This window comes from Olivibacter sp. SA151 (assembly GCF_054130995.1).
On record NZ_CP096391.1, the window covers coordinates 1,110,198 to 1,128,198 of the forward strand.

At 44.2% G+C, this 18,001-nt stretch carries 9 protein-coding genes; all 9 read left to right on the plus strand.

What is annotated here, in order from left to right:
- Positions 1-401: 401 nt before the first annotated feature.
- Positions 402-3,644: a SusC/RagA family TonB-linked outer membrane protein gene (locus M1D52_RS04295; RefSeq protein WP_437394258.1), complete on the plus strand. Its 3,243-nt coding sequence runs from the start codon at positions 402-404 to the stop codon at positions 3,642-3,644.
- A 58-nt stretch (positions 3,645-3,702) separates the two neighbouring features.
- Positions 3,703-5,208, plus strand: a complete 1,506-nt coding sequence (locus M1D52_RS04300; RefSeq protein WP_437364932.1) for a RagB/SusD family nutrient uptake outer membrane protein — start codon at positions 3,703-3,705, stop codon at positions 5,206-5,208.
- Positions 5,209-5,396: 188 nt separating this feature from the next.
- Complete coding sequence (locus tag M1D52_RS04305; protein ID WP_437394257.1) at positions 5,397-6,659, plus strand: oligogalacturonate lyase family protein; 1,263 nt, start codon at positions 5,397-5,399, stop codon at positions 6,657-6,659.
- Positions 6,659-7,741 carry a glycoside hydrolase family protein gene (locus M1D52_RS04310; protein WP_437394256.1) on the plus strand — a complete coding sequence of 361 codons (1,083 nt, stop codon included), beginning with the start codon at positions 6,659-6,661 and terminating at the stop codon, positions 7,739-7,741. The genes M1D52_RS04305 and M1D52_RS04310 overlap by 1 nt, the downstream gene beginning before the upstream one ends.
- Positions 7,742-7,759: 18 nt before the next feature.
- A complete protein-coding gene (locus M1D52_RS04315; protein ID WP_437394255.1) occupies positions 7,760-9,196 on the plus strand; it encodes a pectate lyase family protein in 1,437 nt (478 codons plus the stop codon).
- A 98-nt stretch (positions 9,197-9,294) separates the two neighbouring features.
- Positions 9,295-10,674 carry a glycoside hydrolase family 28 protein gene (locus M1D52_RS04320; RefSeq protein WP_437394254.1) on the plus strand — a complete coding sequence of 460 codons (1,380 nt, stop codon included), beginning with the start codon at positions 9,295-9,297 and terminating at the stop codon, positions 10,672-10,674.
- A 303-nt stretch (positions 10,675-10,977) separates the two neighbouring features.
- The gene (locus M1D52_RS04325) at positions 10,978-14,376 is read left to right on the plus strand and encodes a DUF4450 domain-containing protein (protein ID WP_437394253.1); all 3,399 of its coding nucleotides are present in this window, start codon (positions 10,978-10,980) and stop codon (positions 14,374-14,376) included.
- 197 nt (positions 14,377-14,573) lie between these two features.
- Entirely contained in the window at positions 14,574-16,742 is a 2,169-nt protein-coding gene (locus M1D52_RS04330; protein ID WP_377613001.1) for a hypothetical protein, read from the plus strand.
- Positions 16,743-17,033: 291 nt separating this feature from the next.
- On the plus strand, positions 17,034-17,951 hold the full coding sequence (locus tag M1D52_RS04335; protein ID WP_437394252.1) for a rhamnogalacturonan acetylesterase: 918 nt from the start codon (positions 17,034-17,036) through the stop codon (positions 17,949-17,951).
- Positions 17,952-18,001: the final 50 nt, after the last annotated feature.

The following is an 18,001-nucleotide window of genomic DNA, read 5'->3' on the forward strand; positions in this document are numbered from 1 at the left end:
ACCACTCAACAATTTCTCTGCTCCACGCCCATGCTTCATTGGCTAATTCACCAATTGGCTAATCGGCTAATTAACTAATTCCCTACTCAACTACTAAACGTCTCAACCACTCAACAACTCCGGAAACGATTGCGTAGTTTAACTCATAGTTAAAAAATGCGTTTATAAGCTTTTAACGCTGTTTTTGATCTTCTGCCTATCGGCAAACAGGACACTACAGGATGCATCCATTTCGTCAGCTCTTTAATATTGTATTAGCTAGAATAGCCGGTATAGGTCTCTATGCTAACCAATGAGTAAATAATTCACTCGAAAACAAACGCAGATACACAACCAACAGGCTTACTGAAGGAGTTTTTTATCGTCTCCGAAGTAAAACCAACAATTTAACCATGTTTAAAATGAACCAAGAATCAGAACGGAACCAGACACGGAGACAGCAAGTACACTCACTTGTAATACAGCGAGGGATCAGCTGGCTTTTCATGTGTCTGCTATTGTTTAGTTTTCCCGTGCGCTTATGGGCACAGGAAACTGTAAAGGGAAAAGTAATAAGTGCGCAGGACGGTCAAGCCTTACCGGGCGTATCGGTGCTTGTAAAGGGGAAGAAGGCAGGAACTAGCACAGATGCAAATGGAAATTTTGCTATTCAAGCCGCAAAAAATGAAATCTTGATTTTCTCCTTTGTGGGACACAAACCAAAAGAGGTAACCGTTGCGGGGCCTGTTGTAAATGTTACCTTGGATCAAGATAGCCAAGGTTTGGATGAAGTTGTCGTGGTAGGATATGGCCAACAAAAACGGGGTAATATCACTGGGTCAGTAGCAACCATGAATACTGAAAAATTAACGGAAAGACCACTTCCACGAGTTGATCAGGCCTTGGTTGGACAAATGGCCGGTGTCCGTGTCAAACAAACTACCGGGAATCCCGGGCAAGGGCTTAGTGTTCAAGTCCGTGGTGTAGGATCTATTTCAGCTGGAAATGAACCGCTGTACGTTCTGGACGGCTTCCCGCTATCGGGAGCAACGCCTAATCAAAATGGTGGCTATTCTACCGGCAATCCATTGGATAATATCAACCCGAATGATATCGAATCCATCCAAGTGCTAAAGGATGCGTCATCGGCAGCTATATACGGTTCCCGCGCAGCCAATGGAGTGGTTATTATCACGACTAAAAAAGGAAAGTCTGGAAAGCCGTCCATTAATTTAAATACCTACGTAGGCTATAATGAGCGCAGTAAAAAGCTTGATATGTTAAGTGGTCCGGAGTGGATAGATCGTGCTATTGAAATGATCAATTACCAATGGGTCACTTCCGGTTCGGGTAGAACGGCCGATCAAACAACGGAAGAAAGACGTGCTATTCTGGGCATAGCAGCTGATCAGGTCGATACACGTTACATGATTGATGATCGTTGGATACAGCCAGGTTATCCAGGATTAAATATTATTGATTGGCAAGATGAAACTTTCCGTAAAGGTTTAGTGCAAAATTACCAACTTTCTGCTAGTGGCGGTACCGACGCGGTTAAATATTATGTTTCGGGTAATTACAACGGACAACAAGGGATGGTGAAAGAGCAGGACTTTACCTCCTATGCGGCGCGTGCCAATGTAGAGGTGAAAGCTAATGAAAAACTGACTTTTGGTATTAATTTAACTCCCACCTATTCGATTAATAACGATCCGGGTGTGGAAGGAAAAGACAATATCCTGCATCAATTAGTTTCATTTACACCGGTACAGGAAGCAAGTGCCGGCCTATATCCTAATGTTGGCGACAACCCTCAATACCGCTGGAGTACTTCGGCCAACAGCCCGGTAGGTAAATTAGAGCAAACCTTGGCCGTGACCAAACGCTTCCGTACAGTCGGGTCTTTATTTGGTCAATACGAGATTATTGATGGATTGAATTTCAAAACAACCTTCAATTTAGACCATGTGGATAATACCTTTAAGCGTTATATTCCTTTTACGATTACCGGTAGTTTACCGAATAGGCAATCGGATTTAACCAAACGTACTTCCGGAACGTATAGTACTTTCAGAAGACAAACACTGGTTAATGAAAATACGTTGAATTATAATAAGACGATTGCCAATGACCACAGCATCTCTGCGCTTTTGGGTTTTTCTTATAACTCCGATAAACTGGATAATGCAACCATGTCATCCCAAAACGGCTATGGAAGTAGTACCATTACGACCTTGAATTATGCATTGGGCGTGACGGGTAATACAACGGAAACCAAGAATGTCTTACTCTCCTATTTCGGACGTTTGCAATACGCGTATCAAGATAAGTACTTACTGAGCGTGTCGGCTAGACGAGATGGTTCATCTCGCTTTGGTGCAAATACCAAATGGGGCTGGTTCCCTTCTGCGTCTATAGGCTGGCGTGTGTCGCAGGAAGATTTTATGCAAAGTATTAAGGGAACATTGAGTGATCTTAAATTGCGTGCCAGCTGGGGTAAGTCGGGGAACTACAACATTGGCGACTATAGTAGCCTGTCGGTCCTCGGAAACTATGCCTATTCGTTAGGTGGGCAACTGGTTACAGGATTAGCTCCTAATGGTATTGTAAATCCCGACTTAACTTGGGAAAAGTCGAATACCTTTGATGTCGGGCTTGATCTAGGCTTCATCAACAATCGCATTACGGCCACAATCGATTATTATGATCGTAAGAGTACCGGACTGCTCTTGAACGTGCCGGTGTCGCAAATCACGGGCTTTGCGTCTTCCCTGGATAATGCAGGAAGCGTACGTAACAGAGGATGGGAATTGGAAATCAACAGCCAAAATATTACAGGGACGGCGGATGCATTTCAATGGAGTACTTCTTTTAACTTGAGTCATAACAGCAATAAGCTGACTTCATTACCTAACGGGCAGTCGCAAATCCTGATCCCATCTTCTTTTGATATCTCACATAGTATTTTACGCGTGGGCGACCCGATGTACAGCATTTATGTGGTTCGGCAAGAGGGTATTCTATCGCAGGCCGACATTGACAACGGAGCGGCTTTGTATGGAAATCAAACAGCGGGTGATCCGAAATATTTTGATGCCAACGGTGATGGCATCATTAATGAGAACGACCGTGTTATTGTAGGTCAGCCTAATCCAAAATATACATGGGGTATTACCAATACCTTCCGATATAAGGGCTTCGATTTGAGTGTGCTCGTACAAGGCCAGTGGGGCGGTGGTATCTACTCTTTATTTGGTCGGGCTGTTAACCGGACCGGAACCGGTATTGTGGATAATGTGCTGGGCAGCTGGCGCGATCGCTGGCGCTCACCGGAGGACCCAGGGGCCGGTGAAGTAGGAAAGACAACCGGAACTTTCGGCCGAATCAAAAATACGGATTGGTACTATCCTTCCGACTACATTCGGGTACGGAATATCACATTGGGTTACGATTTGGGACGGATCATTCCGAAGACAACTTTCCAAGGTGCGCGCATATTTGTTACGGCTGAGAATTTCTTTGGTCATGATAAATACAAAGGTGGTTTTAACCCCGAAGCAACGAACACGAACTTAAGTGGTAGCACGCAGTTTCCGGAAGCGGGTGATTACGGCGGTCTACCGATTCCGAAATCGTTGATCTTCGGATTGAACGTAACGTTTTAACGAGAAGTCCTCGTCAGACAACATACATAGTGATGATCATTATTAAAGATATAAAGTGATGAACAAGATTTTTTTAGTGCTATTGGTCCTTGCAGTTCTTACAGGTTGCGAGAAGGAGCTCGATCAACAACCTATTTCTGATCCTACGACGGAAACTTTCTATGCAATTCCCAATGATTTTATTCAGGGAGCAAATGCCATATATGCTGCTTTGCGCGGCTATCCGGACCGACAATTAAATTTATCGGAAACACGTTCTGATAATTTATATGCTGTATCAGATGGAGGTGTGCGTGATTGGGAAGGCATCAACGGATTTCACCGCAATCTGGCAGCGAATCCGTATATCGCGGAAGCTTGGTTAACCAACTACAATGGTATTAACCGTGCGAACGTCTTACTTGAACAACTAGATAAAAATGGGCACATAGTTACCGACGAAAATTTGAGAGGTCGTTTACAAGGTGAAGCCCGCTTCTTGCGTGCCTTCTTCTATTTTGATCTCTTGCGTTGGTTTGGACGGGTCCCGATCGTCGATCGCGTTATTACAGCAAGTGAAGCAGCTACCATTCCACAAAGTGATATTGCTGCAATTTACGACTTTATTATTGCGGATCTGCAAACGGCAATTCCTCTTTTGCCCTCGAAAAGTGAATATGCAGGAGTTGATCGCGGTCGCGTCACTAATGCGGCGGCGCAAACGCTCTTAGCTTTGGTATATATGACCCGCTCGGGCCCTAATTTAGGTGTAAATGGGCCTGGCTTAGCTACTAACAATTGGCAAGAGGCAGCTGCTTTATTGGATGAGGTGATCGGTTCGGGAGAATACCAATTTTTAGAGGGTAATAATGCCTATGCTTCTATTTTCTCCTATGATAATGAAAACAATGCCGAAGTTGTATTTGATGTTCAGTATATCACAGGGCAAAATCCGGTAGCAGGAGCCACTTTTGCGTGGCTGTTAGCTCCTGACACATGGTTTAATGCCAATGGACATCCCAATCAGGGCGGTTTGACCATTCGTCCGGTATCGAATGATTTGTTGAATTCGTATGAGTCAGGCGATGTTCGAAAGGCCTTTTCTATTCAAACAGGATACGTTTATAATGGGGTGGCGGAAACCAGATCATTCTTTAAAAAATATATTGATTTATCACGTGTGCCGAATAATCGCGAAGACTGGCCCATTAATTTCATTGTTTGGCGTTTTACCGACATCTTAATGTTAAGGGCTGAATGTACACTGCATGGTGCTTCCGGATCACAAGCGGAGGTAGATCAGGTGGTCAATCGGGTTCGTGCAAGAGCAGGTTTAGCGCCTAGGAGTCAGGTAGACCTCGCAGGCTTGATGGAGGAAAGACGAAAAGAATTTGCTGCCGAAGGATCAAGGTGGCACGACTTGATTCGAAGTGGTCTAGCGGAATCGGTCATGAGTAGCTGGATTGAAAAAGAGGACGTTCAGTCACGTATTGATCCCTTCCAATTAAATTATACACTTTATCCCATTCCGCAAGCCGAATTGGATGCGAAGCCAGGGGTGTATACGCAGAATGGAGGGTATTAGATATAAGGTTTAAGGTGTGAGGATTGAGGGGTAAGATATAGGCGTAGGGAGTAGTAAGAGGATTTCAGCTAGGAACTGCAGGTTGTGAAACTTTTGTGGTAAAATTAATAGCTGATCCTTCTCCTAAAGTTTATCACTTGCAACCTCTGTGAACTGAATGCTGATAGCTAATAGCTAAAAACTAACAAATGAAAAAGCTTTTATTGTTTTTCTTTGCTCTGCTGCAGGTAGCGATCCTACCTGCGCAACCATTATTGGAAACCGGCGGAAAGGAAATGCCGGATGAATGGGTCGACAACGTAACACATCATCGGGTGATGCGTTTGGTGCGGAGGCCGGGAATCAATTTGAGCTTCTATTTTCATAACAATCCTTTTGTGGGAAATGAAATGGTTTTTTATGGAAGTAATGAGCGACAGAAAGAAAGTTATACAGGAGAGCTAAAGAATAAGGCACAAGAAATCTATAACCTTAATGTGAAAGACAAGCAGCTTTATGTAGTTAATTTAGAAAACTTGAAAGTTCGCCGGTTAACGCAAGAATCCGGAAAAATCCAAGGGGAAATCGTGCATGCAAAAAGCGGGAAAGTATATTATCAATGTCAGGATAGCGTATTCAGCGTAGCGGTAAAAACGGGTAAAAAGGAACTGATCTTTGTATTTCCGGCAGATTTCAAGGCCTCGATTACAACGATCAATGCTGACGCTTCCCTACTAGGCGGAGCCTATGCCACGGAGGAAGAGAAAGAAATTTCAAAACGCTATCCGGAAAAGAGCCAGTATTTCAATCGCATTTATGAAGCAAGATTACCGAGAACATTATTTACCATCGATATCAAAACAAGACAACTGCAAAAGATATTTACGGATAACGCCTGGTTAAATCATGTACAATTTTCTCCTACAGATCCCAACTTATTAATGTTCTGTCACGAAGGCCCTTGGCATAAGGTCGATCGAATCTGGACCATTAACGTAAAAACAAAAGCTACGCCCAAACTCATTCATAAACGCAGCATGGATGGGGAGATAGCCGGGCATGAGTGGTTTGATAAGCAGGGGGATTATATCTGGTACGACTTGCAATTGCCGCGTGGACAAACCTTTTTTGTGGGAGGAACGGATCTCAAGAGCGGAAAAGAGATCAAATACCAACTAAAACGAAATGAATGGTCAGTGCATTACACCTCAGCTGCCGATAATAAAACCTTTGCAGGAGATGGGGGCGATCCCGGGTCGGTAGCTAAAGCACCGGACGGACAATATATTTATCTTTTTAAACCTCAAGGTGATCACTTTGAGGCGGAGCGCTTGGTCAATATGAAACATCATAATTATAAGCTGGAACCGAATGTGCATTATTCACCGGACGGGAAATGGATCATATTTCGGGCAAATTTTGAAGGCTTTGAAGGTATATATGCAGTTGAGATAGAAAAAGCGAGGAACTAATGACAGTCAATAGAAAGAAATTCATCCACACCTTATCCTTTTCTTTGGCAGCACTGTGGGTGCAAGGGGGAAGAATGCTCCATGCGCGAACCAAAGATGATGCCCGGATATCAGATTTTTGTAGGAAACTGAAACCGATTGGTAGAGCTTTGGAGCTGCCTGGTTACTATGTATGGTGCAACAGTCCAATTGAAGCTCCGGATGGTAAAACGCATGTGTTTTTCTCACGATGGAAGGCAGATCTGGGAATGAGCGGATGGATCAAAGGCTCTGAAATCGCTCATGCGGTAGCAGACGCTCCTGACAAGCCATTTGAGGTACTCGAAACGGTATTAGCCCCGCGTGGCTCCGGGTTTTGGGACGGCACGACTTGTCATAACCCGCTGATAAAGAAAATAGGTAACACTTATTATCTTTTTTATATGGGAAACTCCAATGGTAAAACCAATACAAAGCGCATTGGTTTAGCCACATCCTCATCCCTCGACGGTCCATGGACACGCACCGATGCGCCTATTCTCTTGCCGGGTGCAGCGGGCGCATGGGATGATCATTGCACCACAAACCCGGCTTGGGTAAGAGGAAAAGATGGCAGAAATTGGCTCTACTACAAGTCATGGAATACCCACGACTATGAAACAACAAAGGGACCGATCCGGGGAAACAGAAAATATGGCGTAGCCTTCGCCGATAAGCCGGAAGGTCCGTATGAAAAGTATGTCCATAATCCGGTTATTGATTTTTCAGCAAAGGGAGCTAATCGCCAGTTTGAGGATGCCTTTGTTTGGCGTGAAGGGGACAAGTTCAAAATGATTGCGCGCGACATGGGTGTCTTTAACCATGAAGTAGGGCTGATTATGGAGTCTGATGATGGATTGCATTGGTCAGAACCACAAATAGCTTTTCAGCCATTGAGTCATTATGTACAAGAACCACCTGCCCCCGCACACTTGAAGCGATACGGGCGCTTAGAGCGACCCATGCTTTTATTGGAGGATGATCAACCGGCGTGGCTTTTTGGCGCCTCGCAAGGCGGAAAGTATCAAACATCCAGTGCTTTTATTTTTAAATGTGAGGTATAACCAATAAAATCCTGAATTATGATGAAAACTATTCTTTTACAAAAAAATCGCTGGCTTGCCGGCTTTTTAGGAATGGCCGCATTACTAGGGGCCTGTTCTAAATTACCACAATCAGACAACAACCATCCTTATATGGAAAATGGGCGAGTTATTGCTTTCCCGGGAGCAGAGGGCTTTGGCCGCTTTGCACAGGGTGCTCGTGGAGCCGCTAATCCTTCGGTCTATATAGTCACTAATCTGAATGATAATGGCCCCGGGTCATTTCGCGATGCAGTGAGTCAGCCGGGTCGATTTGTCGTTTTTGCGGTGAGTGGCATCATTCGTTTGCAATCTAATTTAAGTGTCGCAGCGAATACAACCATTGCCGGACAAACGGCTCCCGGTAAGGGCGTTGTACTCTATGGTCGTAAAGTCACCTTTACCGGAGCAAACAATTCCATTACCCGCTATATGAGAATTAGGCTGGGAGTGAATGGAGGTGCATCGCGCAATGATGATGCTTCAGGCGTAGCTAATGGTAAAAATATGATTTTTGATCATGTATCGTTTTCTTGGGGGCAGGATGAGGTCTTCTCCATTAACTGGGATAATAAAGGAAATGAACCCGATAGCATAACCATACAGAATTCCATCATCGGACAAGGCCTGCATCGGCATAATCACTCGGCAGGCGGTCTGATTCAAACGGTGAATGGAAAAATTAGTATGCTAAAGAACCTTTATCACAGCAATAAAACCCGCAACCCTAAAGTAAAAGGGTATAATGAATTCGTTAATAATGTAGTATACAATTATGGAAATTTAGATAATCCAATGGGACATACCGTTTCAGGGGATGCTTATATTATGGGGGGATCGGCCGGTATTTCTGAGGTTAATATTCTCAATAATTACTTTATTTCCGGTCCACTTACACCACCAAAAAACACACCTTTCTCACGTGGTACAGGAACTTTTTATCTGCATGCCGCAGGAAATTACTTCGATCCTAATAAGAACGGCGTTTTAGATGGTAGCTTGGTACCCTTCGACACCATCGGATATCCAGGATTAGCGGATTCAAATTTTGTACAACAGCCTTTCGCCTATCCGGCAAAAACGCCGAGCATGAACGCGGAACAAGCTTATCATTATGTATTGAATAATGCCGGTGCTACCTTGCCAAGCAGAGATGAAGTCGATTTATCGATGATCAATGAGTTGCGCTCAAAAGGAAAGCAGGGCAGCTATATTTATACGGAATCTGATTTAGCCTTACCTAATGATGGGTTAGGGTCTTTCCCCGAAGCCACAGCATTAAAAGATACCGATCTAGACGGGATTCCTGATGTGTGGGAGCAGCGTTTAGGACTCAATGCAAATGACGCTACCGATGCGCTACAAACTAATACGTCTTTCCCTCAATACCTAAATATAGAAGTTTATATTAACGCTTTAACACCAACATCGAGATAGTGCCAAAAAACGATTCATTCATGTATAACAAGTTAAACAAAACGTATTCTTTTTTATCAAAACGATCTTTCCAATTCAGGTTTTTATCTTTCATTTTTATGTCAGCTTGGTCAATTAATAGTTACGCGCAAGAGAAGGCATGGACTTCCGCTAAGCAACCGGAGCAGGAAATGGAAATGCTTAAGCGACAGATTAAAGCGCCTGTTTTCCCAGAACGGGATTTTTTGATAACGGACTTTGGTGCGGTAGGGGATGGACTGACTAAAAACACGGAAGCCTTCAAAAAAGCGATTGAAGCCTGTCATAAAAGCGGTGGAGGAAGGGTCGTTGTTCCTTATGGAAAGTTTCTCACCGGTGGGATATATCTAAAGAGTAATGTAAATCTCCATTTAGCGGACAGCGCCACGATTGTATTCAGTCGGGATAGCTCGGATTATCCGATTGTTTTCACGCGTTGGGAGGGAATGGAATGTATGAACTATGCCTCTTTTATCTATGCTTATGGGGAAGAGAATATTGCCGTTACAGGAAATGGGATACTGGATGGAAATGCAAATAACGATTATTGGTGGTGGTGGTGTGGGGCTAAAAAATACGGTTGGCGGGAAGAGTTGGGTAAGCAAACTCCTGCGCGGAATGCTTTGCATGAGATGATGCATGAGGAAGTAGATCCCAAAAAGCGGATTTTTGGTGATGGACATTATTTACGACCTAATTTTATACAGCCCTATCAGTGTAAAAATGTATGGATTGCGAATGTGAAGTTGATCAACTCACCCATGTGGAACCTTAATCCCGTATTGTGCGAAAATGTACTGATTGAAAAGGTAAAAGTGATTAGTCATGGGCCCAATAACGATGGCTGCGATCCGGAAGCTTGTAAAAATGTATGGATACGCGATTGTTATTTCGATACAGGCGACGATTGTATTGCCATTAAATCGGGAAGAGATGAAGACGGCCGCAATATCGGTCGCCCGGCAGAAAATCATATTATCGAGAATTGTGTGATGAAAGATGGGCATGGTGGCGTCGTCATCGGTAGTGAGATTGCTGGAGGCGCTAAGAACATTTATGCTATCAATTGTGAAATGGATAGTCCTAACTTGGATCGTGTCTTGCGGATAAAGACGAGCTCGAGCCGTGGGGGGATCATTGAAAATGTATTTATGAAAAATGTACAGGTCGGCACGTTCAAAGAAGCCGCTGTCAAGTGCAATATGTTTTATGAAAAACCGGGGAATCACATTCCTACGATCCGTAATATTTGGGTAGAAAATCTGAACGTCGAAAAAGGTGGGCAATACGCGCTGATGGTTGCAGCCTATCAGCAGTCGCCGGTAACGAATCTGCGAATGATTAATTGCAATTTAAAAGGAATTAAAGAACCCTTTAAGGTCGACCATGTTAAGAACCTTGTCTTTGAGGATGTGAAGATAAATGGAAGGGTGATGGAGGCGCCAAAAGGAGTTAATTAGTTATTGGTTGTTAGTTATTGGTTATTCGTTTAGCGTAAAGCGATCTTCATTCAGCCGATCAAAGGTTTAGCGTGTAGGCCCGAATGGCCATATGGAATGAGTGTTTGAACTTTATTTGATACGTTGTTGTTGGTTAAAATATAGGGAATCGTCGAAGGAATTAACTTTCATATAAATAAAGATCGGCCTCAAAAGGTTCGGGTAGCACAAGCTATGTAACGGCATAGACGCTCAAAGAACATTTTCAGCCGAGAGCTTTCTTTGTTACTTTCTTTTGCGGAGAAAGAAAGTAAATAATTGGTTATGATAAAAAAAAGAACATTTTTTCTGAGCATGATCATATCGATAAGTATGATATTATCGAGTAATCCATCCTACGCGCAGGAAAATGACCATAAGCCTTTATGGCACGGTATAGAACGAGTAGTACATTACAAACCCGAGGGCGAAGACTTTGTATTGGTGCAAGGGAGGCGGCGATTTAATCGCGCCTTGTATGGCACGAATACGGCTTTTCGCGTGGAAGCGGGCGATTTGCCTGAATTTGCTTTATACTTGCCGGGCATGGGCGGTAACTTACAGTTTGTGCTGACCGATGGTAAGAACTATAAAAGACTGATTGATGCGGATCATATTGAAACTCGGTATCGTCCGGGGACAATGATTTACTGGATTAAAGATACACTGTTGGGTGATGGGCGATTGACGGTGCAAGTTTTGGCACAAGCGGAGAACGAAGGTTTAATTCTGGAGGTGGAGGGAGAAAATATTACACATTCAACGAAGCTTTTGGCTATCTATGGAGGAGCTAGTGGGCAAAATTTCAGTCGTGCCGGCGACATAGGTGCCGACCCGGAATCGAGCTTTTATTTATTGCCCGAGAATTGTGAAGCGAATACATTTGCCCTAAACAATCGCGGATTCCATTTGAACTTTTTAAATAAGAAAAAGCAAACGCAGGAATTGTTCGGTGCTTTTTCCGGACAACCGTCTCTGAAGCTGCTAAATGCAGATAAGTTAACGGTTTTGCCTGAATTATGGGAAAGTTCATCCATTGATCGTCCGGTGTTGGGCGCACAATATATGCTAAAAGACGAACAGCCAATTTATATAGCGATTCAAAGAGAAAAAGATCAGGCACCATTGGAAGTAGTTTTTCAACAGGCTGAAGAAAAACGGAAGGGCTTAACGGAGCGTGTAAAGCTTAAAACCCCCGATCCTTATATCAACACGCTGGGTGGTGCATTGGCGATTGCGGCGGATGCGATCTGGGAGTCTCCAACCTACTTACACGGGGCAGTGGCCTGGCGCATGCGCTTAAATGCCTGGCGAGGGGCTTATGTGGCTGATCCGCTGGGTTGGCATGATCGCGCTAAATTGCATTTTTCAGCTTACCTTCGTTCTCAGGTACTGGAGCCGGAGAAGGGGCTAGTGGTACCGGATACCTCACGGCATTTGGCAAGACAGCTTGAAGAGATGGGCACAACCGTGTTCTCCAGTGGTTATATCTCGAGAAATCCCAATGATAATACCAAACCCCATCACTACGATATGAACTTGGTGTTTTTTGACCAATTATATAACCATTTTCAATATACAGGTGATACCGCCTTTATAACAGCTAGCTGGCCTGCTATCAAAAGACACCTGGCATGGGAGAAACGAAATTTTGATCAGGACGGTGATGGGCTATACGACGCGTATTGCGCCATTTGGGCAAGCGATGCCCTGCAGTATAGTGGTGGTGGCGTAACGCACACCTCGGCCTATAATTATCGGGGTTTTGAGATGGCGGCGCGACTCGCCGCAATCGTTGGTGAAGATCCAAGCCCTTATAAACAGGAGGCTGCTAAAATTAAGGACGCAGTAAACAAGTATTTGTGGTTAAAAGATAAAGGCTGGTATGCCGAATATAAGGATCTCTTAGGTGAGGGCTTAAGGCACGAGCAACCAGGATTGTGGACAATCTATCATGCGCTGGATACCCGCATGGCTACACCCTTTCAGCGCTATCAGTCGTTAACTTATGTTGACGAGCATATTCCCCATATCCCCATACGGGCGGCAGGCCTATCGGAGCAGCAACTTTACACGTTGTCTACAACAAATTGGCAACCGTACACTTGGTCGATCAACAATGTGGCACTTGCTGAAAACCTACAAACGGCTCTTGCGTACTGGCAGGGAGGCAAAGCGGAAGATGCCTTTCGATTGTGGAAAAGCAACCTTATAGAAAGCATGTACTTAGGTGCCAGTCCGGGTAATTTTCAGCAATTGTCTTTCTATGATGCGCAAAGAGGCGAGTTATACCGTGATTTTGCCGATCCGATTGGCGTAGCGGCTCGAACCTTAACGGAAGGACTGTTTGGCATTTTACCGGATGCATTAGCTGATACGCTTACTATACGTCCTGGTTTACCGCAATCGTGGAATGAAGCGGATTTAGATGTTCCCAATATAAGTTTTTCTTTTAAGCGCTCGGGATTGCTTGATCACTATGAAATCACGCCAAGATACCAAAGGAGTATGAACTTGAAATTGCTGTTGCGCACTAAAAAAGCGGCAGTAAAGCAGGTAAGGGTGAATGGAAAAGACGTTGACTGCACATGGATAGAGGAAGCACTGGGGCAGCCGACACTTCAGGTGTCGATACCCAAGACTGCAAGCTACCACATTGAGATCGAGTGGGCTGATAAAGAAATAGCCGAACTGGGCTATCAAAATAGTGTCGTTTTGGGGCAGGATCTGAACTTGGATATCCGTGAAGCACGGCTTGAAGAGGTGTACGATCCACAACGAGTATTGGTGGATTCCTCAAATGAGAAACGGAAGTTTTCCTTCAAGCGAGTGGGGAAATCATTGTTCTTTGTAAAGCTTAGACAAGGGAATGCGCAATGGTGGATGCCTGTGGATGTACGCGTTGAAGATGCTTATCGTCGCAGTGCTTTTCCGAAGACTGAAGGCAAAAGCAAGGGTAGATACGAAATGCTGGACTTAAGCAAGGAGTTCAACGGAAAAATAACAGAATTGTTTAAGCAACGTTACTTAAGTCCACGACCGGGTGCGCCGACCTTACAACTACCTTGGCAAGGTATCGGTAATTGGTGCTATCCCTTGATTGAACCTGTTTTAGATGATCAAGGGACCAAACGGTTAGCGAAGGCGCAGGGTCATATACGCTTGCCAAATGGTGTACCAATAAAATTATCGGTTGATGGAAACGATATCCTGTTTACCTCGCAGTGGGACAACTACCCAACAAAGAAGACCCTTGCCCTAACAGGCAAAGCCTCGCATGTTTATTTGCTAATGGCCGGCACCACCAACCCCATGCAGAGCCAGTTCATCAATGGCCTAGTGACTATTGTTTACGCGGACGGGACCAAAGAAAAGCTGGAACTCCGAAATCCCGATAATTGGTGGCCGATCGAGCAGGATTATGAGGATGATGGTTATGCTTTTTCCCTACTGAAGGAAAAACCCTATCGGTTGCATTTGAAAACCGGCCGGTTCGTACGCGGAGGGGAAGGAAGTTATGATGAAATCAAGGGATTTACGAAGCGGGCAATCGACGGTGGCGCCGCCACGCTATTGGACTTCTCGCTCGATCCGACGAAGGAACTGAAGACACTTGAATTGCGAGCGATAGCCAATGATGTAGTAATAGGCTTGATGGGAATGACACTAGAAGTTGTTGAGTAGGGAATTATTCATTCGTGTTCACTTTAAAGGTATTTATGAGCTCGCTACGCTCGGTTAGTCAATTAGCCAATGTGATAATTAGCCAATGAAGTAACGTAGGCAGGTGCGCTTAAAGCTTACTGCCTTGTAAGTAGTTAAATAGTCTAATGGTTAAGTAGTCAGTACGAATAACTAGTAACAAATAACCAATAACAAATATGATATACAAGAAAAGACATTATTTATCGATATTAACTTACTGTTTGATTGGAATACTCTCCTGTAATCAAAAGCAAACGAAGAAGAACGATTCTATTGATCGAAAAGCCGTAGTAACCCGGCATAATGTTGTTAATGAGTCTATTGATTCATTGAGCTCTTTAACCGTGGGTAATGGAGAATTTGCATTTACAGTTGATGTGACAGGCTTGCAGACTTTTCCGTTATTGTACGAAAAGGGAGTGGCCTTGGGAACGCAATCGGAATGGGCGTGGGATAGCTTTAAAAACGAAAAAAACTTCCGCTTTGAAGAAACATTGAAGAGCTACGACTTTAACAACGAAGGAAGAGATGCCAAATATAGTGTACAATGGAAGGAACCTCAACGAAATAAAGAAGCCACTGATTGGTTTCGTGAGAATGCGCATCGACTTCAATTGGGAAATATTGGTTTTGAATTGTACAAAAAAAATGGTCAACGCGCAGAAGCAAAAGATTTAACGCATATTCACCAGGAACTAAATTTATGGACAGGTGAAATTCATAGTTCATTCCAAGTGGAAGGCGAGCCGGTTGAGGTATATACCGCTGGCCATCAAGAGCAGGATCAGCTGGCAGTTAAAGTGCAATCACCTTTAATTAAGACGGGGCGCTTGGCAATCTATATACGCTATCCTTACCCAACAGCGGAGTTTTTGGATGAGGGAACCTTTTGGGAGCGCCCCGAGCTGCACCAAACTAAAATCGAAGTAAGCGATACACATTTTGCCAATATTAGTCATCAGCTCCAGGGAACGCGGTATGAAACTAGCCTTGCTTTTACCGAAGGTAAGCTCAACAAAGGTAAAGAAGATCATTATTTTGTTTTTCAACCGGGAAGAAACACGGATCTGTTGGAGTTCAGTGCTGCCTTTTCGCAAAAAAAAATGGAGGGGAAGCTGTCTTTATACGATGAGACTTTGGCTAGCAGCACAAAAGCTTGGGCCGACTTCTGGAACCGGGGGGCAGCTATTGATTTTGCCGGGAGTAAAGATCCACGGGCGAAAGAACTTGAGCGACGCGTGGTGTTGTCGCAGTACTTAACGAAGGTACAGTGTGCGGGACATTATCCACCGCAAGAGACGGGTCTGACATTCAACAGTTGGTTCGGTAAACCACATACGGAGATGCACTGGTGGCATGCTGTGCATTTTGCACTTTGGGGTCGTGTAGACCTGATGGAAAAAAGCCTCGGCTATTATGCTAATACGGTGGAGAAGGCAAGAGCAATCGCCAAACGTCAGGGATATGAGGGTGCCAGATGGCAAAAAATGTCAGACAACGAAGGCAATGAAAGTCCTTCTTCCGTGGCCGCGTTTCTTATTTGGCAACAGCCGCATTTTATTTATTTGGCGGAACTGGCCTATCGGGATAAGGAAGACCCCAAAGTCATTGATAAATATAAAGACCTGGTTTTTGAAACGGCCGACTTTATGGCGTCATTTCCGACTTACGATAAAGTAAAAGACCGTTATAATTTAGGTAAAGGCGTAATTCCGGCACAAGAGGTTTTTAAAGCGGCTGAAACTTTCAATCCAACCTATGAGGTTGCCTATTGGGATTGGGCCTTGCGCATTGCACAACAATGGCGCAAACGGGCAGGCATGGAACCCAATGAAAAATGGGATGAGGTGATTCAGAAGTTGGCAGCACTGCCGGTTCAAGGAGGTGTTTACCTAGCAACTGAGAGCGCAACAGATTCTTATACCAACCCAAAATGGCGGACGGATCATCCTGCCGTGCTGGGCGCTTTAGGCATGGTTCCTGAATCACCCAAACTAGATAAGAACGTGATGAAAAGTACCTTGGATACGGTTTGGAAGACCTGGTCGTGGGCCGATACTTGGGGCTGGGATTTCCCGATGACTGCCATGAATGCGGCACGCCTGGGCCTGCCCGAAAAAGCACTTGATGCACTCTTTATGGATATACAAACAAATACATATCTTAGGAATGGTCATAACTACCAAGATGGGAGATTACGTATTTATCTCCCGGGAAATGGAGGCGTATTAGCAGCGGTAGCCATGATGGCCGGTGGATGGGATGGAAGCGAGGGCGAGCTTCCGGGATTTCCAAAAGACGGTTCGTGGCAGGTGAAAGCGGAAGGATTTAAAAAAATGCCTTAGCTCACTCTTCGGTTTTGGTTATGTTTTTCATCATTTGCTCGTTCCACTCGGTTCAAGCTAATTCGTGGTCTTCGGAAGACACTAACAGGACGCTACAGGTTGCCGGCCTGCTTGATTTGATGTATTATAGTAGCATAAAAAGTGATATAGCCATACGATTCATATATTAAACCATAGATTAATATTTAATAGATTGGTAAAAAGTAAAGGCCCTCCGTTCTACTAAAGTATCGCCTAGGAAATTTGCGGTTAGCACGTGGAGGCACTACCGATGAAGCAAAGTTCCAAGCGATGAGTCTTTGGTTACTTTCTGCGGAAGAAAGTAACAATAGCTTAACCAACAATTTTTTTTCTGCCATTGGGCAGGCGAGAGCAAACCTTTGCACCATATTTAAAAGATATTATATTAAACCAAATAAATCGATGCATTCATCAAAAATTAAACCATTCGTCAGTATACTGTTGCTCCTACTGTTGGCAATGAAGCCGGTTGACAGAAAGCCAACCTTATATATTATTGGCGATTCTACCGTCAAAAATGGTAAAGGTGATGGCAGCAATGGTCAGTGGGGCTGGGGGAGCCTACTGTCTTCTTATTTTGACACCACGCGTCTTTCCATCGAAAATCATGCTTTGGGAGGAACGAGTACACGTACTTATATAACCAAAGGCTTATGGGATAACGTGTTAAACCGAATCCAAACCGGCGACTATCTTATGATGCAGTTTGGGCATAACGACGGTAGCCCCTTGGACGATACAGCCAGAGCACGTGGAACATTGAAAGGCATAGGTGAGGAACAAAAGGAGATATATAATCCCATTACAAAGCAGCAAGAAGTTGTTTATACATACGGTTGGTATTTGTCTAAATTTATTCGCGAAGCGAAAGCAAAGGGGGCTCGAGTGATCGTATGTTCGCCTATTCCTCGTGATAGATGGGAAGAAAATAAGATAGCGCGTGACACGGATGGATATCCGAAATGGGCAAAAGAAGTAGCCGCTCGCGAAGGGGCGACATTTATTCCACTGCACGATTTGGTTGCTGATTATTATGATCAAATAGGACGGGAACAGGTGAGAGCCTATTTCCCCGACGACCATACGCACACTGATTTGGAAGGTGCAAAGAAGAATGCAGCGCTGCTTGTAGAAGCGATAAGGAAAGTCCCTAAAATGGGTTTGAAAAAATTTATTAAACGAAAATAAGCTGATTTGGGATAGCTGATCGCTGAAAGCTGTCAGCTAATACCTAATTG

What these genes read in the sequence shown, in the direction of transcription:
- M1D52_RS04305 (WP_437394257.1), top strand. Translation starts at nt 5,397, where the DNA reads ATGAAAAAGCTTTTATTGTTTTTCTTTGCTCTGCTGCAGGTAGCGATC.
- M1D52_RS04310 (WP_437394256.1), top strand. Translation starts at nt 6,659, where the DNA reads ATGACAGTCAATAGAAAGAAATTCATCCACACCTTATCCTTTTCTTTG.
- M1D52_RS04295 (WP_437394258.1), top strand. Translation starts at nt 402, where the DNA reads ATGAACCAAGAATCAGAACGGAACCAGACACGGAGACAGCAAGTACAC.
- M1D52_RS04325 (WP_437394253.1), top strand. Translation starts at nt 10,978, where the DNA reads ATGATAAAAAAAAGAACATTTTTTCTGAGCATGATCATATCGATAAGT.
- M1D52_RS04335 (WP_437394252.1), top strand. Translation starts at nt 17,034, where the DNA reads ATGAGTCTTTGGTTACTTTCTGCGGAAGAAAGTAACAATAGCTTAACC.
- M1D52_RS04315 (WP_437394255.1), top strand. Translation starts at nt 7,760, where the DNA reads ATGATGAAAACTATTCTTTTACAAAAAAATCGCTGGCTTGCCGGCTTT.
- M1D52_RS04300 (WP_437364932.1), top strand. Translation starts at nt 3,703, where the DNA reads ATGAACAAGATTTTTTTAGTGCTATTGGTCCTTGCAGTTCTTACAGGT.
- M1D52_RS04320 (WP_437394254.1), top strand. Translation starts at nt 9,295, where the DNA reads ATGTCAGCTTGGTCAATTAATAGTTACGCGCAAGAGAAGGCATGGACT.
- M1D52_RS04330 (WP_377613001.1), top strand. Translation starts at nt 14,574, where the DNA reads ATGATATACAAGAAAAGACATTATTTATCGATATTAACTTACTGTTTG.